Source organism: Mycobacterium sp. Aquia_216 (assembly GCF_026723865.1).
Taxonomy (GTDB): Bacteria; Actinomycetota; Actinomycetes; order Mycobacteriales; family Mycobacteriaceae; genus Mycobacterium.
Genome location: NZ_CP113529.1, coordinates 3,903,566 through 3,919,131, shown reverse-complemented (window position 1 = coordinate 3,919,131; position 15,566 = coordinate 3,903,566). Strand labels below are relative to the sequence as shown.

Annotated in this window: 15 protein-coding genes; 6 read left to right on the top strand and 9 right to left on the bottom strand. The window is 66.9% G+C overall.

All coding sequences use genetic code 11. The features are described 5' to 3' along the window. Window positions 1-29: 29 nt before the first annotated feature. A complete protein-coding gene (locus tag OK015_RS18335) occupies window positions 30-653 on the bottom strand; it encodes an MBL fold metallo-hydrolase (protein ID WP_268125161.1) in 624 nt (207 codons plus the stop codon). After that, complete coding sequence (locus OK015_RS18330; protein ID WP_268125159.1) at window positions 653-1,738, bottom strand: S-(hydroxymethyl)mycothiol dehydrogenase; 1,086 nt, start codon at window positions 1,736-1,738, stop codon at window positions 653-655. Before OK015_RS18330 ends, OK015_RS18335 begins: the two co-directional genes overlap by 1 nt. A 79-nt stretch (window positions 1,739-1,817) precedes the next feature. Between OK015_RS18330 and OK015_RS18325 the strand changes: the two genes are divergently transcribed. The 3 genes from OK015_RS18325 (at window position 1,818) to OK015_RS18315 (ending at window position 4,374) form a co-directional block, all read left to right on the top strand. Then, window positions 1,818-2,888 (top strand): class I SAM-dependent methyltransferase, encoded by a 1,071-nt coding sequence (locus tag OK015_RS18325; RefSeq protein WP_268125157.1) that lies wholly within the window; start codon window positions 1,818-1,820, stop codon window positions 2,886-2,888. 13 nt (window positions 2,889-2,901) lie between these two features. Then, a complete protein-coding gene (locus tag OK015_RS18320; protein WP_268125155.1) occupies window positions 2,902-3,720 on the top strand; it encodes a serine hydrolase domain-containing protein in 819 nt (272 codons plus the stop codon). A 141-nt stretch (window positions 3,721-3,861) separates the two neighbouring features. Then, window positions 3,862-4,374, top strand: a complete 513-nt coding sequence (locus OK015_RS18315) for a DUF3145 domain-containing protein (protein ID WP_268125153.1) — start codon at window positions 3,862-3,864, stop codon at window positions 4,372-4,374. Between the two features lie 8 nt (window positions 4,375-4,382). Here OK015_RS18315 and OK015_RS18310 read toward each other — a convergent pair whose 3' ends face one another. The 3 genes from OK015_RS18310 to OK015_RS18300 form a co-directional block, all read right to left on the bottom strand. Beyond that, window positions 4,383-4,898, bottom strand: a complete 516-nt coding sequence (locus OK015_RS18310) for a hypothetical protein (RefSeq protein ID WP_268125151.1) — start codon at window positions 4,896-4,898, stop codon at window positions 4,383-4,385. 67 nt (window positions 4,899-4,965) lie between these two features. Beyond that, entirely contained in the window at window positions 4,966-5,883 is a 918-nt protein-coding gene (locus tag OK015_RS18305) for a diacylglycerol kinase (protein ID WP_268125149.1), read from the bottom strand. Then, entirely contained in the window at window positions 5,880-7,460 is a 1,581-nt protein-coding gene (locus OK015_RS18300) for an FAD-binding oxidoreductase (RefSeq protein WP_268132876.1), read from the bottom strand. Before OK015_RS18300 ends, OK015_RS18305 begins: the two co-directional genes overlap by 4 nt. Window positions 7,461-7,507: 47 nt before the next feature. Here OK015_RS18300 and OK015_RS18295 point away from each other — a divergent pair, with 47 nt between their 5' ends. From OK015_RS18295 to OK015_RS18285, 3 genes are all read left to right on the top strand, one after another. Then, complete coding sequence (locus tag OK015_RS18295) at window positions 7,508-8,077, top strand: TetR/AcrR family transcriptional regulator (RefSeq protein ID WP_268125147.1); 570 nt, start codon at window positions 7,508-7,510, stop codon at window positions 8,075-8,077. After that, entirely contained in the window at window positions 8,077-9,606 is a 1,530-nt protein-coding gene (locus OK015_RS18290; RefSeq protein ID WP_268125145.1) for a glycerol-3-phosphate dehydrogenase/oxidase, read from the top strand. Before OK015_RS18295 ends, OK015_RS18290 begins: the two co-directional genes overlap by 1 nt. A gap of 115 nt (window positions 9,607-9,721) precedes the next feature. Further along, complete coding sequence (locus tag OK015_RS18285) at window positions 9,722-11,056, top strand: MFS transporter (protein WP_268132875.1); 1,335 nt, start codon at window positions 9,722-9,724, stop codon at window positions 11,054-11,056. A 106-nt stretch (window positions 11,057-11,162) separates the two neighbouring features. On the opposite strand, the gene OK015_RS18280 is transcribed toward OK015_RS18285, so the two are convergent. The 4 genes from OK015_RS18280 to acpM are packed head-to-tail and all read right to left on the bottom strand — an operon-like array spanning window position 11,163 to window position 15,509. Beyond that, a complete protein-coding gene (locus OK015_RS18280) occupies window positions 11,163-12,584 on the bottom strand; it encodes an acyl-CoA carboxylase subunit beta (RefSeq protein WP_268125143.1) in 1,422 nt (473 codons plus the stop codon). A gap of 48 nt (window positions 12,585-12,632) precedes the next feature. Next, window positions 12,633-13,886 (bottom strand): 3-oxoacyl-ACP synthase KasB, encoded by a 1,254-nt coding sequence (gene kasB / locus OK015_RS18275; RefSeq protein WP_268125141.1) that lies wholly within the window; start codon window positions 13,884-13,886, stop codon window positions 12,633-12,635. Window positions 13,887-13,914: 28 nt separating this feature from the next. Continuing rightward, the gene (gene kasA, locus OK015_RS18270; protein WP_268125139.1) at window positions 13,915-15,165 is read right to left on the bottom strand and encodes a 3-oxoacyl-ACP synthase KasA; all 1,251 of its coding nucleotides are present in this window, start codon (window positions 15,163-15,165) and stop codon (window positions 13,915-13,917) included. Continuing rightward, window positions 15,162-15,509, bottom strand: a complete 348-nt coding sequence (gene acpM / locus OK015_RS18265; RefSeq protein ID WP_085224180.1) for a meromycolate extension acyl carrier protein AcpM — start codon at window positions 15,507-15,509, stop codon at window positions 15,162-15,164. The genes kasA and acpM overlap by 4 nt, the downstream gene beginning before the upstream one ends. Window positions 15,510-15,566: the final 57 nt, after the last annotated feature.

Sequence of the window (15,566 nt, the reverse complement as noted above, 5' to 3'; positions counted from 1 at the left end):
CGCCGTGACGTTACGCCCGCGGCCCGCAACTAGTGGCCGCGGGCGACCCATTCCTCGTAGTGGACGATCTCGTCGCCGATGGTGGTGCTGTCCCCGTGGCCGGTGTGCACCACGGTGTCGCCGGGCAACGCGCCCAGACGTTCCGAGATCGACTTCAGGATCGTCGGGAAATCGGAGTACGAGCGGCCGGTCGCACCCGGCCCGCCGGAGAACAGCGTGTCACCGCTGAACACCACGCCCAGTTCGGGGGCGTACCAGCACACCGATCCGGGGGAGTGGCCGGGGGTGTGCAGTGCCTGCAACGCCGTGCCCGCGACCGTCAAGGTGTCGCCATCGGAATACGCGCGAAAGTCTTTGTCGGGATGCGTCATTCGCCACAGCACTTCGTCGCCGGGGTGTAGTAGCACGGGCGCTTCCAACGTGTTGCCGAGCTCGGGGGCGACGGTGACATGATCGTTGTGGCCGTGCGTGCAGATCACCGCGACCACCTTACGGCCGCCGACGGCGTCGAGGATCGGCTCGGCGGTATGGGCCGCGTCGAACACGACCACTTCGGAGTCGTCGCCGACGATCCAGATGTTGTTGTCGACTTCCCAACTGCCACCGTCGAGTTCGAAGGTTCCGTGGGTGACGATATGCCGGATCGCAGCCATCAGAGCAGCACCACCGAGCGCAACACCTTGCCCTCGTGCATCTTGTGGAACGCGTCCTCGATGTCGGTGAGCCCGATGCGTTCCGAGACGAACTTCTCCAGTGGCAGCCGGCCCTGCATGTAAAGGTCGATCAGAGTGGGGAAGTCGCGTTCGGGCAGGCAGTCGCCGTACCACGACGACTTCAACGAGCCGCCGCGGGAAAAGAAGTCGACCAGTGGCATGTCCAGGCGCATGTCGGGTGTCGGGACGCCCACCAGCACAACGGTTCCGGCTAGGTCGCGGGCGTAGAACGCCTGCTTCCACGTCTCGGGCCGGCCGACGGCGTCGATGATGACGTCGACGCCAAAGCCGTCGGTGAGGTCTTGGATGGTTTCGACGACGTCGAACTCGCGGGCGTTGACGGTGTGGGTCGCACCGAATTTGCGGGCCCATTCCAGCTTGGTGTTGTCGGTGTCGACGGCGATGATTCGCTTGGCGCCGACCAGCGCGGCTCCCGCGATCGCGGCATCCCCGACGCCGCCGCAGCCGATCACCGCGACGGTGTCGTCACGACCGACGGCGCCGGTATTGATCGCGGCGCCGATGCCGGCCATTACGCCGCAGCCCAGCAGCCCGGCCACCGCCGGGTCGGCCTCGGGATTGACCTTGGTGCATTGCCCGGCCGCCACCAGCGTCTTGTCGGCGAACGCGCCGATGCCCAGCGCCGGGGTGAGCTCGGTGCCGTCGGTCAGCGTCATCTTCTGTTCGGCGTTGAACGTGTCGAAGCAGTAACTCGGCTTGCCGCGCTTGCACGCCCGGCACTGGCCGCAGACCGCGCGCCAGTTGAGGATCACGAAGTCGCCCGGCGCCACGGCCGTCACGCCCGGCCCGACCGCTTCGACCGTGCCGGCGGCCTCGTGGCCGAGTAGGAACGGGTACTCGTCGTTGATGCCGCCCTCGCGGTAGGTCAGGTCGGTGTGGCACACCCCGCAGGCGATGACATCGACCAGGGCCTCTCCGGGGCCGGGGTCCGGGACGACGATGTCCACCAATTCGACGGGTTGGCCCTTCTTGCGTGAAATCACTCCGCGCACTGTCTGACTCATGGGCTACAACCTACTGTCGAAGGCCATACACTGCTCGGCCGGGCGTCCACCCATAAAGCTGGGTGTAGCGTCCGTGAACGTGACGGCTTTGGAGACCACCGAAGAGTTCACCGGAAGAATCGTCTCGGCAATCGACGGCGCGAGCCTGGCCCTTCTGCTGAGCATTGGACACCAGACCGGACTGCTGGACACGATGGCCGGAATCGGGCCGGCCAGTAGCGCGCAGATCGCCGACGCCGCTGGTCTCAACGAGCGTTACGTCCGGGAGTGGCTGGGCGGCATGACAACCGGGCATGTCGTCGACTACGACGCGGCCACCGGAACCTACTCGCTGCCGGCGCAGCGCGCGGCGGTGTTGACCCGCGCGGCGGGGCCGCACAACCTGGCCGTGGTGGCCCTATTCCTGCCGCAGCTCGCCGAGGTCGAGCAGAAAATCATCGGCTGCTTCCGGGCGGGCGGCGGGCTGCCGTACAGCGAGTTCCCGCGCTTCCACGCGCTGATGGCCGAGCAGAGCGCAGCGGTGTTCGACGCGGCACTGGTCGACGTCGTGCTGCCGTTGGTCGACGGCCTGCCCGAACGCCTGCGGTCCGGGGCCGACGTGGCCGATTTCGGGTGCGGCAGTGGTCACGCGATCAACGTGATGGCGCAAGCGTTTCCGTCGAGCCGGTTCACCGGTATCGACTTCTCCGACGAGGCGATCGCGGCCGCCGTCCGGGAGGCGGCCCGTCTCGGTCTGACCAACGCGACCTTCGAGCGCCACAACCTGACTGAGCTGAACAAGGCCGACGCCTTCGACGTGATCACCGTGTTCGACGCCATCCACGATCAGGCCCAGCCCGCGCGCGTGCTGGAGAACATCCATCGGGCGTTGCGACCCGGTGGGGTCTTCTTGATGGCCGACATCAAGGCGTCCAGCCGGCTCGAGGAGAACGTCGACGTCCCGATGAGCACCTACCTCTACACCACCTCGCTGATGCACTGCATGACGGTGTCGCTGGCCCTGGACGGCGCCGGGCTGGGCACGGCCTGGGGGACTCAGCTGGCCACTTCGATGCTCGCCGATGCCGGGTTCGCCGACGTGCGGGTGGCCGAGGTCGAGTCCGACCCGGTCAACAACTACTACTTGGCCTTCAAGGGGGCCACTAGGTGAACCGCCCGACCTGATGGCCGCTCTCGATGCTCTCGATGACTGGCCGGTCCCGGCCGCCGCCGCCGCGGTGATCTCGCCCGCCGGCGTGCTGGCCGCGCATGGCGACACCGAGCGGGTGTTCGTGCTGGCGTCGGTCACCAAGCCGCTGGTGGCCCGCGCCGCACAGGTCGCGATCGAAGAGGGGGTCGTCGACCTGGACACCCCGGCCGGCCCACCCGGCGCGACGGTCCGGCACCTGCTCGCGCATGCGTCGGGGCTGGCGATGCTCAACGACCGGGTGCTCGCCAAGCCCGGCACCCGGCGCATCTATTCCAACTACGGCTTTGCCGTGCTGGCCGAGACCATCGAACGCGAATCGGGTATCGAGTTCGCCCGCTACCTCGCCGAGGCGGTGTGTGAGCCGCTGAACATGCACGCCACCCGGCTGGCGGGCGGGGCGGCGGAGGCCGGGTACGGGGCGACCTCGACGGTGGCGGACCTGGCGGCATTCGCGGGCGATTTGCTGCGACCGGCGATCGTCTCGCCGCAACTGCATGCTGAGGCGACGACGGTGCAATTTCCCGGTCTGGATGGCGTGTTGCCCGGCTACGGCGCGCAGCGGCCCAACGACTGGGGGCTTGGTTTCGAGCTCCGGGACTCGAAATCGCCGCATTGGACCGGCGCGCGCAACTCGTCCCGGACCTACGGCCATTTCGGCCAAGCAGGCGGTTTCATCTGGGCAGATCCCGACGCTGAGCTGGCCTTTGTCGTGTTGACGGACCGCGATTTCGGCGACTGGGCGCTGGACTTATGGCCGGAAATCTCGGACCGGGTGCTCGGTGAGTCAATTTAAGGAAAATGCACACTAGCGCAACACAGGCATCACAGGGCACAATAGACACGCAAGACACAAAATTTGATGCGAGCATGCCGCTCGTCGGGTTCACCAGGTCGTTGGGGAAGACGTCCCTCGTGGAACCGAAGGAGCAACAATATGCGTGCGTCGAATCAATTCGCCGACGTGACGGCTGGTGTGGTGTACGTGCACGCCTCGCCCGCGGCGGTGTGCCCGCATGTTGAGTGGGCGTTGTCGTCGACCCTGCAGTCGAAGGCCAATTTGGTCTGGACACCGCAGCCGGCGATGCCGGGACAGCTGCGTGCGGTCACCAACTGGGTCGGTCCGGTGGGTACCGGTGCCAGGTTGGCTAACGCGCTGCGGTCCTGGTCGGTGCTGCGGTTCGAGGTCACCGAGGACCCGAGCCCCGGAGTCGACGGCCACCGCTTCAGCCACACCCCGCAACTGGGCTTGTGGACCGGGGCGATGAGCGCGAACGGCGACATCATGGTCGGCGAGATGCGGCTGCGGTCGATGATGGCGCAGGGCGCCGACACGCTCGCCGCCGAACTCGACTCCGTGCTGGGAACCGCGTGGGACGAGGCGCTCGAGGCGTACCGCGACGGCGGCGACGCCGGCGAGGTGACCTGGCTCAACCGCGGCGTCGGCTAAGCCTCTGGCTAAACGACCGGCGGGTTCGCCGGGGCGGCGGACACCGGCATGTCGACGTTGCCCTTGCACGCGCCGCTGGTGATGTCGGTGTGGAAGACGCCGGTAAGGACCCCGTTCGGCCCGGGGGTATATGCCGTGATGGATTTCGCCGGGTCGTATTCGATCGTGCCGTCGGGCAGCAGGCAGTCCCATTTCCAGGCCATTTCGCGTACCCACTGCGAGCCATTCCAGGTGAATTCCACCGTCTGCGGCATGAACTGATTCTTGGGCGGTGGGGGGTCGTTCACCGTGGCGGTGCAAACCCCGTCCGCACATTTGGACGTAATCGAATAACTGGCCCGGTGGGCGTATTCGGGTTGGCTGGCCGCGATGCTGGTGCCGTTCTTCGCGTTGGCCGACAGCGTCAGGATGTATTGCCCATTCCAGAGCGGATCGCCTGCGAACACCGCGGGGGCAAGCGATAGCGAGCCGCCCAGCGACATGGTCGCCAAGGCGATAACCGCGGTGCTGCGATGTCTCGACATCGTTCCTCCCAGGGCAGCGCTCCCACGGCGCGCTTCTCCTCAGATGTCGCGTTTGTCGCGCGAGTCGTTACACGCCCGCGCGCAGGATCTGTAGTGCGCCGGGCACCGCGGATATCTCGGCAGGCAGCGGACAGGCGAAGTCGCCGTCGGCGTAGACGTTGATACCGGGGCATTCGACGTGGATCGTTTTGGCGCGCGCCGTGCTGACCTCGTCGAGTTCGACGTGCGTGCCTTTCATCACGGTGGGAAACAGGCGGACCAGCTTCGACCGGGATGCGGTGTGCGCCATCGTGATGTCGAGCAGCCCGTCGGTGTAGTCGGCGTTGGGACAGATCAGCAGGCCGCCGCCATAGCTTCGGGTATTTCCGAAGGCCGCCAGCGTGATATCGGCGTCGATCTCCCTGCTGCCGTCGAGCACCAAGCGAAACGGCAACTGCCGCAACTGGGAAAGCTCGGCGAGCATCGCGACGTAGTAGCGCAGCCGCCCGTGCGGCCAGCTCATCCGGTTGGCGCGATCGGTGACCAGGGAGTCGAATCCGGTGGCCGCCACGGTGCCGAACCATTTGTTGACGCCCTCGGTGTCGCGGATGCGGCCCAGGTCGATCGTTTGCGTCCAGCCGTCGGCGACGACGTCCGCGGCGGCCTCGGGATCCTTTGTCGGGATACCTAATTCACGCGCGTGGTCATTGCCGGTGCCGGCCGGGATGATGCCTAGCGGAATGTCGGTGCCGGCCAACACTTGTAGCGCGTTGGAGATGACGCCGTCGCCGCCGGTGGCCACCAGCGCGTCGGTGCCGCGTTCGATGGCCGCGGCGGCCAGATGCCGGGCGTCTTCAGCGTCGTCGCCGATGATCTCGACGACCTTGCCGCGGGCGTGCAGCCTGGCGATGGCGACCTGCGCCGCGTGCACGGCGGTGCCGTGTCCCGACAGGGGATTGGTCAGCGCGGTCACCTTGTTGATCTCGCGCCGGCGCAGCCCTGTCACGGAATTAGCTTGCCGGGATTGAGGATTCCCGCCGGATCCAGCGTCGCCTTGACCGCGCGCAACACCTGCACACCCAGATCGCCCACCTCGTTGCGCATCCAGGGCCGGTGATCCGCACCGACCGCGTGGTGATGGGTGATGGTGCCGCCGGTGGCGACGATCGCGTCCGACGCGGCCTTCTTGGCGGTCTGCCACTGCTCGATCGGATTGCCCCGCTGGCCCGCGACGACGGTGAAGTACAACGATGCGCCGGTGGGGTACACGTGCGAAATGTGGCACATCACCAACGCCGGTGTCCCGGTTTCGGCCAACGCGGTGGTCAGTGCTTCGGTGACGGCGGCCTTGAGCGCCGGGATGTTGGACCAGTCGGTGGCGGTTTCCAGCGTCTCGCAGAGCGCGCCCGCCGCCAGCAGCGAGTCGCGCAGATACGGCGCGCCGAACCGGCCGCGCTCCCAGGCCTGTGCGGGACCTTCGCCCAACGACGTGCCGCCCTGGGCCGCCAGCAGCGCGCCGGTCTCGGCGTGCCGGCTTTCGACGTGTTCCTTGCTGCCCTCGAAGACGGTGATGCCCAGGCAGCCGCCGGTGATCTGATTTTCGCCGATCGCCTCGGTGGTGGCCAGGTTGACTCCGGTCTCGGCCTCATCGGAGAGCCGAATGACGGTGGGGCCGGTCGCATTCTGGGTGACAGCACGCAATGCCGCGGCGCCGGTCGCGAAATCGGGAAACGACCAGGCTTCGTAGCGAATGGCTTCCGGTGCCCGGTGCACCCGCAGCCGCACCTGTGTGATCACGCCGAAGGTGCCCTCGGACCCGATCACCAGCTGACGCAGATCGGGGCCCGCGGCCGATTCCGGTCCGCGGCCCAGGTCCAGCGTTCCCGCCGGGGTGATCATCCGCAGACCGCGCACCATGTCGTTGAACCGGCCGTAGCCGGCTGAATCCTGACCGGAGGAACGGGTCGCGGCAAAGCCGCCGATGGTGGCGTATTCGAAGCTCTGCGGGAAGTGGCCGAGCGAGAAGCCGCGTTCGCCGAGCAGGCATTCCGCTTCCGGACCGGTGAGGCCAGCGCCTAGGACGGCCTGCCCCGAGACTTCGTCGAGCGAGATGAGTTGGTCGAAGCGACGCAGGTCGACGGACACGACAGCGCCGAAGTCGCCGCGGGTGGGATCGAGACCACCGACGACATTGGTGCCACCGCCGAACGGGATTACGGCGATGCCGTGTTCGGAGCAATAGCGCAGGATCCCGGCGACGGCATCCTCGTCGCCGGGCAGCAGGATGGCGTCGGGCGCGTCCTGGACGCCGGTGTCCTTGCGGCGCAGCAGGTCGAGAGTGGACTTACCGCCGGCGTGCAGCAGCCGATCGCGATCGTCGGTGCGGCAATACTCGGCGCCGACGATCGCGGCGAGCGCGTCGCGATCCGTGTGCGACAGCGCCGACGGACGCAACTGAACCTGGTCGAGGCCGAGCTCGGTGCCCTGCGAATCTTCCAGGCCGACGGCCTGTTTCAACAGCGACCGGATGCCGTCGGAGAGCGGTTTGGCGCTAGCGGGATCTCCCCATGCGTTCCATTTCATCGGCGGAAGGAGTTGCTCGGGATGCGTCATGCGTTACAGTATTACATATGCTGTCAATCAGTAACGCGGGATTGGATGTCGGCGACCGGATCCTGGCGGCCGCCGCCAGCTGTGTCGTCGATTTCGGGGTTGACCGGGTGACACTCGCGGAGATAGCCCGGCGCGCGGGCGTGAGCCGCCCGACCGTGTACCGCCGCTGGCCGGACACACCCTCGATCGTGGCGGCGCTGTTGACCCAGCGCATCACCGCGGTGATGCAGGATGCGCCACTGCTGGGAGAAGACCGGGAATCCCTTGTACACCAAATTGTTTCGGTGGCCAATTTGCTGCGCCGCGATGAACTGATCATGTCGGTGATGCACTCACACCTGGCGGCGGTCTACATCACCGAACGCCTCGGGGAAAGCCAGCAGATGCTGATCAACGCGCTTGCTGACCGGTTGCGGGCGGCCCAGCGGCACGGCAGCGTGCGCGCGGGCGATCCGCTTCAGCTGGCCACGATGGTGTTGCTGATCGCCCAGTCGACCATTCAATCCGAGCGCATCGTGCGCCCGATCCTCGATGCCGATGCGCTGGCCACCGAACTCGCCCACTCGTTGAACGGATACCTGTCCTGATGACAGCCTTGAACGCCGCCCGCCGCACCGCCGACCTGAATGCCCTTGCCGATGGCGAACCGCTGGACGTGGTCGTGATCGGCGGCGGCATCACCGGGGCCGGGATCGCGCTGGACGCCGCATCGCGCGGCCTGCGGGTGGCGCTGGTCGAGAAGCACGACCTGGCGTTCGGCACCAGCCGCTGGAGTTCCAAATTGGTCCACGGTGGGCTGCGCTACCTGGCGACCGGCAACGTCGGTATCGCCCGGCGCAGCGCCATCGAGCGCGGAATCCTGATGACGCACAACGCCCCTCACCTCGTGCACGCGATGCCGCAACTGGTTCCGTTGCTGCCGTCGATGAGCCACCCCAAGCGTGCGTTGGTGCGTGCGGGATTCCTTGCCGGTGACGCGTTGCGGGTGCTTGCCGGAACCTCGTCGTCGACCCTGCCCCGATCGCGCCGGGTGTCCGCGCAGCGGGTGGTGGAGATGGCGCCCACGGTGCGCCGCGACGGCCTCGACGGTGGACTGTTGGCCTACGACGGGCAATTGATCGACGACGCCCGCCTGGTCACCGTGGTCGCGCGCACCGCGGCGCAGCACGGCGCCCGGATCCTGACCTACGTTGCGGCATCCGAGGCGACCGGTAGTTCGGTGCGGTTGACCGATCAGCGCACGGGGCAGTCGTTCGACGTGTCCGCCCGCGCGGTGATCAATGCGGCCGGGGTGTGGGCGGGGGACATCGACCGCTCGTTGCGGTTGCGGCCCAGCCGCGGGACCCACCTGGTTTTCGACGCCAGCGCGTTGGGCAATCCGACTGCGGCGCTGACGATTCCGATTCCCGGCGAGCTCAACCGTTTCGTGTTCGCGATGCCCGAACAGCTGGGCCGGGTCTACCTCGGGCTCACCGACGAAGCCGCGCCCGGCCCGATTCCCGATGTGCCGGAGCCGTCGGCGCAGGAGATCACCTTCCTGTTGGACACCGTCAACACTGCGCTGGGAACCGCTTTGGGCGCCACCGATGTGATCGGGGCGTACGCCGGCCTGCGGCCGCTGATCGACACCGGGGAGGGGCGCACCGCCGACGTGTCGCGCGAGCACGCCGTCGTTGAGTCACCCTCGGGGGTGATCAGCGTGATCGGCGGCAAGCTGACCGAATACCGCTTCATGGCAGAGGACGTGCTGGACCGCGCCGTCAGCCTGCGTGGGCTGCGGGCCGCTGGTTGTCGGACGCGCAATCTGCCGTTGATCGGGGCACCGGCCAATCCCGGGCCGGTCGTGGGCCCGGTGGCCGGGCTGCCCGCATCGCTGGCGGCCCGCTATGGCGCCGAGGCGCCCAATGTCGTCGCGGTTGCCACCTGCGGGCGCCCGACCGAGCCGGTCGCCGAGGGTATCGACGTGACTCGCGCGGAGTTCGAATACGCCGTCACGCATGAGGGCGCGCTCGACGTCGACGACATCCTCGATCGTCGCACCCGGATCGGCCTGGTGCCCCGCGATCGCGAGCGGGTGGTGGCCGTGGCGGCGGAGTTCCTCGCCGGCGTTGGCTAACCGGGTCTATCTGGTTCGACCCGGCGCAGTTGGGGTAACAAGGGTGTCGATGGACACCGATGGCGCGCGGCAGAAGTGGGCGCGTGACGAGATCACGGTCACCGATCCGAGCGTGATGTCCCAAGCCATTACGGGCACCGCGATCGGCAATGTCATGGAGTGGTACGACTTCGGTGTCTACGGCTACATCGCCACCACCATCGCGCAGGTGTTTTATCCCGGGAACAGCGTCAGCGCCGTCCATCTGATTGCCACCTTCGGCACTCTGGCGGCGGCGTTTGTGGTGCGCCCGCTGGGTGGCATGATCTTCGGGCCGCTCGGTGACCGCATCGGTCGCAAGCGGGTGCTGGTGATCACGATCCTGATGATGACGGCCGGTACGACGATGAGCGGCCTGCTGCCTGGTTACAGCGCTATCGGCATCTGGGCGCCGATTCTGCTCGTGGTCGCCCGAGTCTTTCAGGGGTTGTCGACCGGCGGCGAATTCGTCGGCGCGATGACCTACCTGGTGGAGCAGTCACCGGATCGGAAGCGCGGCATGCTGGTCGGGTTCCTGCCGTTGGGCAACCTGATCGGGTTTGTGGTCGCCGGCTTCTTGGTGACCGGGCTGCAGGCGTGGTTGCCGAGTCACGACTGGTTGACCTGGGGCTGGCGCGTGCCCCTGCTGCTGGCGGCACCGTTGGGCCTGATCGCGCTCTACATGCGACTGCGCCTCGAGGAGTCACCGGCTTTCACGCAGATGAGTCAGGATGCGGATGCCGCCGAAGCGGGCGGCCGCAGCCAGTTCCGCCGCACCGTCGTGGAGCAGTGGCGGCCGTTGCTGATCTGCGCCGCCCTGGTGCTGACCTCCCAGGTCGCCGATTTCATGGTCACCGGTTACCTGCCGACATACCTGAAAACGGTTGTGCACCTTGGGGAAACCCCGGCATTGGTGCTGATCGTGGTCACCCTGGCCGTGTTGATGGCCTCGATAGTGTTCGTGGCGAAGTTGTCTGACCGGATCGGCGTGAAGCCGATCATGCGGACGGGTTGCATCCTGCTCGTCGTGGCGTCAATCCCGGCGTTTCTGCTCATGCGCCATGGCGGGGCCTATCCGGTGATTTTCCTCGGGGTGCTGCTGATCGGGCTGATGGAACTCTGCTTCGACAGCACGACGCCCTCGGCGCTGCCGGCGTTGTTTCCCACCAGGGTGCGCTACGGGGCGTTGGCCATCTCCTACAACCTGTCGATCTCCACGGTCGGCGGCATCACCCCGCTGATTGCCCAAGCGCTGGTGTCGAGCACCGGCAATGACATGGTGCCGGCCTACATGCTGATGGTCGCGGGCCTGGTCGGCGTGGTCACTCTGCTCTTCATGCCGGAGGTCGCCGGCAAACCATTGCCCGGGTCGGGTCCCGCGGTCGAGACCGAAGAGGAAGCTCGTGAATTAGCGAGCGGCTCGCGAGCGTAACGCCACAGCGAATTTCGGCGCGATATTTGGCAGTGGCGTTAGGCTCGCGGAGAAGAAGCCCCCCGGGCTCGCGGAGAAGAAGCCCCGCTCGCGGCGGAGGGCCGGTCTACAGCGGGATGTTCTTGTGGCGACCGCGACGTGCCGGGGCCTCGGCCAGCGCCTCGCAGAGCTTGCTGCGGGTGTGCGCCGGGTCGATCTTCTCGTCGACCACGCCGATCTCGATGGCGCTGTCCACGCCGCCGGCGATCCGCTCGTGCTCGGCGGCCAACTCGTCGTGCAGCGCTTCGCGCTCGTGGTCCGGTGCGGCGGCCAGCTTGCGCTTGTGCAGGATGCCGACCGCGGCCTTGGCGCCCATGACCGCCACCTCGGCGTCCGGCCAGGCGTACACCTTGGTCGCGTTCAGCGAGCGGGAGTTCATCGCAATGTAGGCCCCGCCGTAGGTCTTTCGGGTGACCAGCGTGACCCGTGGAACGGTGGCCTCACCGAACGCGTGCAGCAGCTTCGCGCCGCGGCGCACCACGCCACCCCACTCCTGGTCGACACCGGGAAGGTAACCCGGCACGTCGACGATCACGATCAGCGGAATCCCGAACGCATCGCACAACCGCACGAAACGGGCTGCCTTCTCGGCGCTTTCGGAGTTCAGGCAGCCGCCGAGGCGCAGCGGGTTGTTGGCCAGCACGCCGACCGTACGGCCGGACAGCCGGCCCAGTCCGACCACCATCGACGGCGCCCAGTTTGCCTGAAACTCGTCGAACGGTGTGTCCCCGTCGAGGATCGCGGTCACGATCGGGTGCACGTCGTAAGCCCGCCGCGCCGACTCCGGCAGCAGCGCGTGGATGTCGGTGTCACCGGCCTCGGCTTTGTTGCGGTCGAAAAGCCCTTGCTGGCAGAACAATCCGACCAACCGGCGACCGCGCTCGTAAGCGTCGAGCTCGTCGTCGGCCACGATGTGGCATACCCCGGACTTCTTGTGGTGGGTTTCCGGGCCGCCGAGTGAGCACATGTCCACGTTCTCGCCGGTGACGCTGCGCACCACGTCCGGACCGGTGACGAACACCCGGCTTTCCGGCGCCATCACGATGACGTCCGTCAGCGCCGGTCCGTAGGCGGCGCCGCCGGCGGCGAAGCCGACGACCACCGAGATCTGCGGGATGTAGCCGGAGGCCCGAATCATGGCCTCGAACACCAAGCCCACTGCGTGCAATGCCTTGACGCCCTCGGCCAGTCGGGCCCCGCCCGAGTGCCAGATGCCCACGATCGGGCTCTGCTCCTCGATCGCGGTGTCGTAGGCGTTGACGATGTGCTGGCACCCCTCGATGCCCATCGCGCCGCCCATCACGGTTCCGTCCGTGCAGAACGCAATGGTGCGCACACCGTTGACGGTGCCCGCCGCGGAGAGCACACCCGAGCGGTCACGCTCGTGCAGCAGCTCGACGCTGCCGTCGTCGAAGAAGTTGCTCAGACGCAGCAACGGGTCGCGGGGGTCGAGGGACTCGCCGACCGCCTCGGGGGCCATGAGTGTCATCGCAGATCTCCTGTTTCCGGTGAGTTCGGGGTTCAATACCGCTGGGTTCTAATACCGTCCAAAGGTGATCGCCACGTTGTGACCGCCGAATCCGAACGAGTTGTTGATCGCGAACCGGTAATTGCCCGGCCGCGGCTTACCCGCCACCACGTCCAAATCGATTTCTGGATCGAGGTTCACCAAATTCAGTGTCGGCGGGATGATCTGCTCCCGCAACGCGAGGACCGTCAAGATCGATTCCAAAGCACCGACCGCACCCACCGAGTGGCCAAGCGCCGCCTTGGGCGCGTAGACCGCGGGGTGGTTGCTGCCCAAGGCTCGGTTGATCGCCTTGCCTTCGGCCAAGTCGCCGACCTGGGTGCCGGTGGCGTGGGCGTTGACGTGATCGATTTCGCCGGGTGTGATGCCCGCGAGCTGGATCGCCCGCGTCATCGCATGCCCGGCGCGTTCGCCGTTGGGATCCGGTGCCACCATGTGGAACCCGTCCGAGGTCACGCTGGCGCCCATGATCCGGGCCAGGATGTTGGCGCCACGAGCCTTCGCGTGCTCCTCGGTCTCGATGACCATCAGCGCACCGGCCTCGCCGAACACGAAGCCGTTGCGGTCCTTGTCGAACGGGCGACATGCACCGGGTGGGTCATCGTTGGTGGTCGACATCACGACCCGCATCGCGGCGAATGCTGCGATCGGCACCGCCTCGATCTGGGTCTCGACACCGCCGCAGATCGCGATGTCGGCCTCACCCAGCACGATCTGCTGCCAAGCCCGGGCGATGCCCTCGCAACCGGACGCGCACGCCGAGATCGGCGTCATGACCCCGGCTTTGGCGTGCCGTTCCAAGCCGACGGCCGCCGCCGCTCCGTTGGGCATGTACTTTTGCACGCCCAACGGAGAGACTGCCTTCATGCCGCGCTCACGCATGTCGTCGTAGCTGAAGACCAATTCCTCGGACGAGCCGAGACCGGTGCCGATCGACACCGCCAACCGGTTGGTGTCGACCTCCGGCGAACCGGCGTTCTCCCACACCCGGCGGCCCAAGATGGTGGACATTCTCTGCAGGTAGCCGGTGCGACGCAGCTCAATACGAGTGAGCTGACTGTCGAACTCCTCCACGAGATGTCCGCCAATGCGAACCGGCAGGTTGTACTGCTCGACGAACGGGTCGGTTAGGGTGCGGATTCCACTTTGGCTGTCCAGCAACAACTTCCAGGTGTCTTCCACGTCGGGCGCCAAGGCGGTCGTCGCGGCGATGCCGGTGACGACCACGTTGGGGAAAGCTTTCCCAGTTACCAGCTCTGTCATGGGAGTGGCGAACGTTCCTCTCGTACTCTCAGTAACGCCCGAAGGCGAGGGCCACGTTGTGGCCGCCGAACCCGAATGAGTTGTTGATCGCGTATTGGAAATTGCCAGTGCGAGGTTCGCCCGCGACGACATCCAGCGCGATCTCGGGATCTGGGGTTTCGAAGTTGAGGGTTGGCGGAATGATGCCGTCCCTCAGTGACAGCACTGTAAGCACCGACTCGAGCGCCCCGACTGCGCCGATAGAGTGCCCCAGCGCCGATTTCGGCGCGTACACGGCGGCCTGCTCGCACCCGGCGACCCGGATGGCGTTGGCCTCGGCGGTGTCGCCGATCGGCGTCGCCGTCCCGTGTGCGTTCACGTGGTCGATGTCCTTGGCGGACACGCCCGCCAGTTCCAGCGCCCGGGTCATGGCGCGACCGGCGCGGACGCCGTCCGCCGCGGGCGCCACCATGTGGAAAGCGTCCGAGGTGATACCGGCACCCAGCAACCGGGCCAACGGCTTGGCGCCGCGGGCCCTGGCGTGCTCTTCGGTCTCGATGAGCATCAGGGCTCCGGCCTCGCCGAAAACGAACCCGTCGCGGTCTTTGTCGAACGGCCGCGACGCGCGCTCGGGCTCGTCGTTGCGAGTCGACATGGCCCGCATCATCGAGAACGCCGCGATGGGCAGCGCTTCGATCGGTCCCTCGACACCGCCGCAGACGGCTACCTCCGCGTCACCCATGACGATTTGGCGCCACGCGTGCGCGATGGCCTCGGAGCCCGACGAACACGCCGACACCGGGGTGATGACCCCGGCCCGCGCTCCGAGCTCCAGACCAACCACGGCAGCGGCGCCGTTGGGCATGATCATCTGAACGGCGAGCGGCGACACCTTGCGGGGGCCGCCCTCGTTCATCAGGTCATAGCTCTCGACGATCCGCTCCGCGCCGCCCAGACCGGTGCCGACCACGACGGTGAACCGGTCCGGATCGAGCTCCGGGTTGCCGGCCGACTCCCACAGCTGGCCGCAGAGGTACTTGGCCAGCCGCTGGACATACGACATGCGGCGCATGTCCAACCTGCCCATGTGGTTATCGATCGGCTCCTTGAGGTGTCCACCGATCTTGACGGGCAGGTCCCACTTGGTGACGAACTCGTCTTCGAGGACGCGGATGCCGCTTTCGCCGGCCAACAAGCCCTTCCACGTGCTCTCGATGTCCGGCGCGATCGACGTCGTCGCCGCGAGGGCGGTTACCACAACATTGGGGTAACCGCCGTTAGCAGTGGAAGGCTTGGTCACTTGCTGTCTGCTTCCAGCCTCGCCTGGACGTTGGCAGCGGCCTCGGGGTTCTCGGCGACGAGCTTGGAGCGCAGCGCCTCGGCGGCCTCGGGGTTCTCTTCCTCAAGCTTCTGGATGTAGGAGACGACGTCACCGACGGTACGCAGACCGGCGAGGTCCTCATCGGGGATCTTCACGCCGTACTTGTCTTCGGTCTGGACGGCGATCTCCACCATCGACAGCGAGTCGATGTCCAAGTCGTCGACGAACGACTTCTCCGGGGTGACCTCGGAAGGCTCGATACCGGTGACCTCTTCGATGATCTCGGCAATACCGGCGATGATTTCTTCCTGGCTAACAGACACAGCCTTATTTCCCTTCGTAATGTGTTGTGTGTAAATCGGTTTGATGTGCTCTTATGT

Coding starts and splice junctions, on each gene's coding strand:
- OK015_RS18330 (WP_268125159.1), bottom strand. CDS start 1,738: ATGAGTCAGACAGTGCGCGGAGTGATTTCACGCAAGAAGGGCCAACCC.
- kasB (WP_268125141.1), bottom strand. CDS start 13,886: ATGACAGAGCTGGTAACTGGGAAAGCTTTCCCCAACGTGGTCGTCACC.
- OK015_RS18320 (WP_268125155.1), top strand. CDS start 2,902: ATGGCCGCTCTCGATGCTCTCGATGACTGGCCGGTCCCGGCCGCCGCC.
- OK015_RS18315 (WP_268125153.1), top strand. CDS start 3,862: ATGCGTGCGTCGAATCAATTCGCCGACGTGACGGCTGGTGTGGTGTAC.
- OK015_RS18295 (WP_268125147.1), top strand. CDS start 7,508: ATGCTGTCAATCAGTAACGCGGGATTGGATGTCGGCGACCGGATCCTG.
- OK015_RS18310 (WP_268125151.1), bottom strand. CDS start 4,898: ATGTCGAGACATCGCAGCACCGCGGTTATCGCCTTGGCGACCATGTCG.
- OK015_RS18335 (WP_268125161.1), bottom strand. CDS start 653: ATGGCTGCGATCCGGCATATCGTCACCCACGGAACCTTCGAACTCGAC.
- OK015_RS18300 (WP_268132876.1), bottom strand. CDS start 7,460: ATGAAATGGAACGCATGGGGAGATCCCGCTAGCGCCAAACCGCTCTCC.
- OK015_RS18285 (WP_268132875.1), top strand. CDS start 9,722: ATGTCCCAAGCCATTACGGGCACCGCGATCGGCAATGTCATGGAGTGG.
- OK015_RS18290 (WP_268125145.1), top strand. CDS start 8,077: ATGACAGCCTTGAACGCCGCCCGCCGCACCGCCGACCTGAATGCCCTT.
- OK015_RS18280 (WP_268125143.1), bottom strand. CDS start 12,584: ATGACACTCATGGCCCCCGAGGCGGTCGGCGAGTCCCTCGACCCCCGC.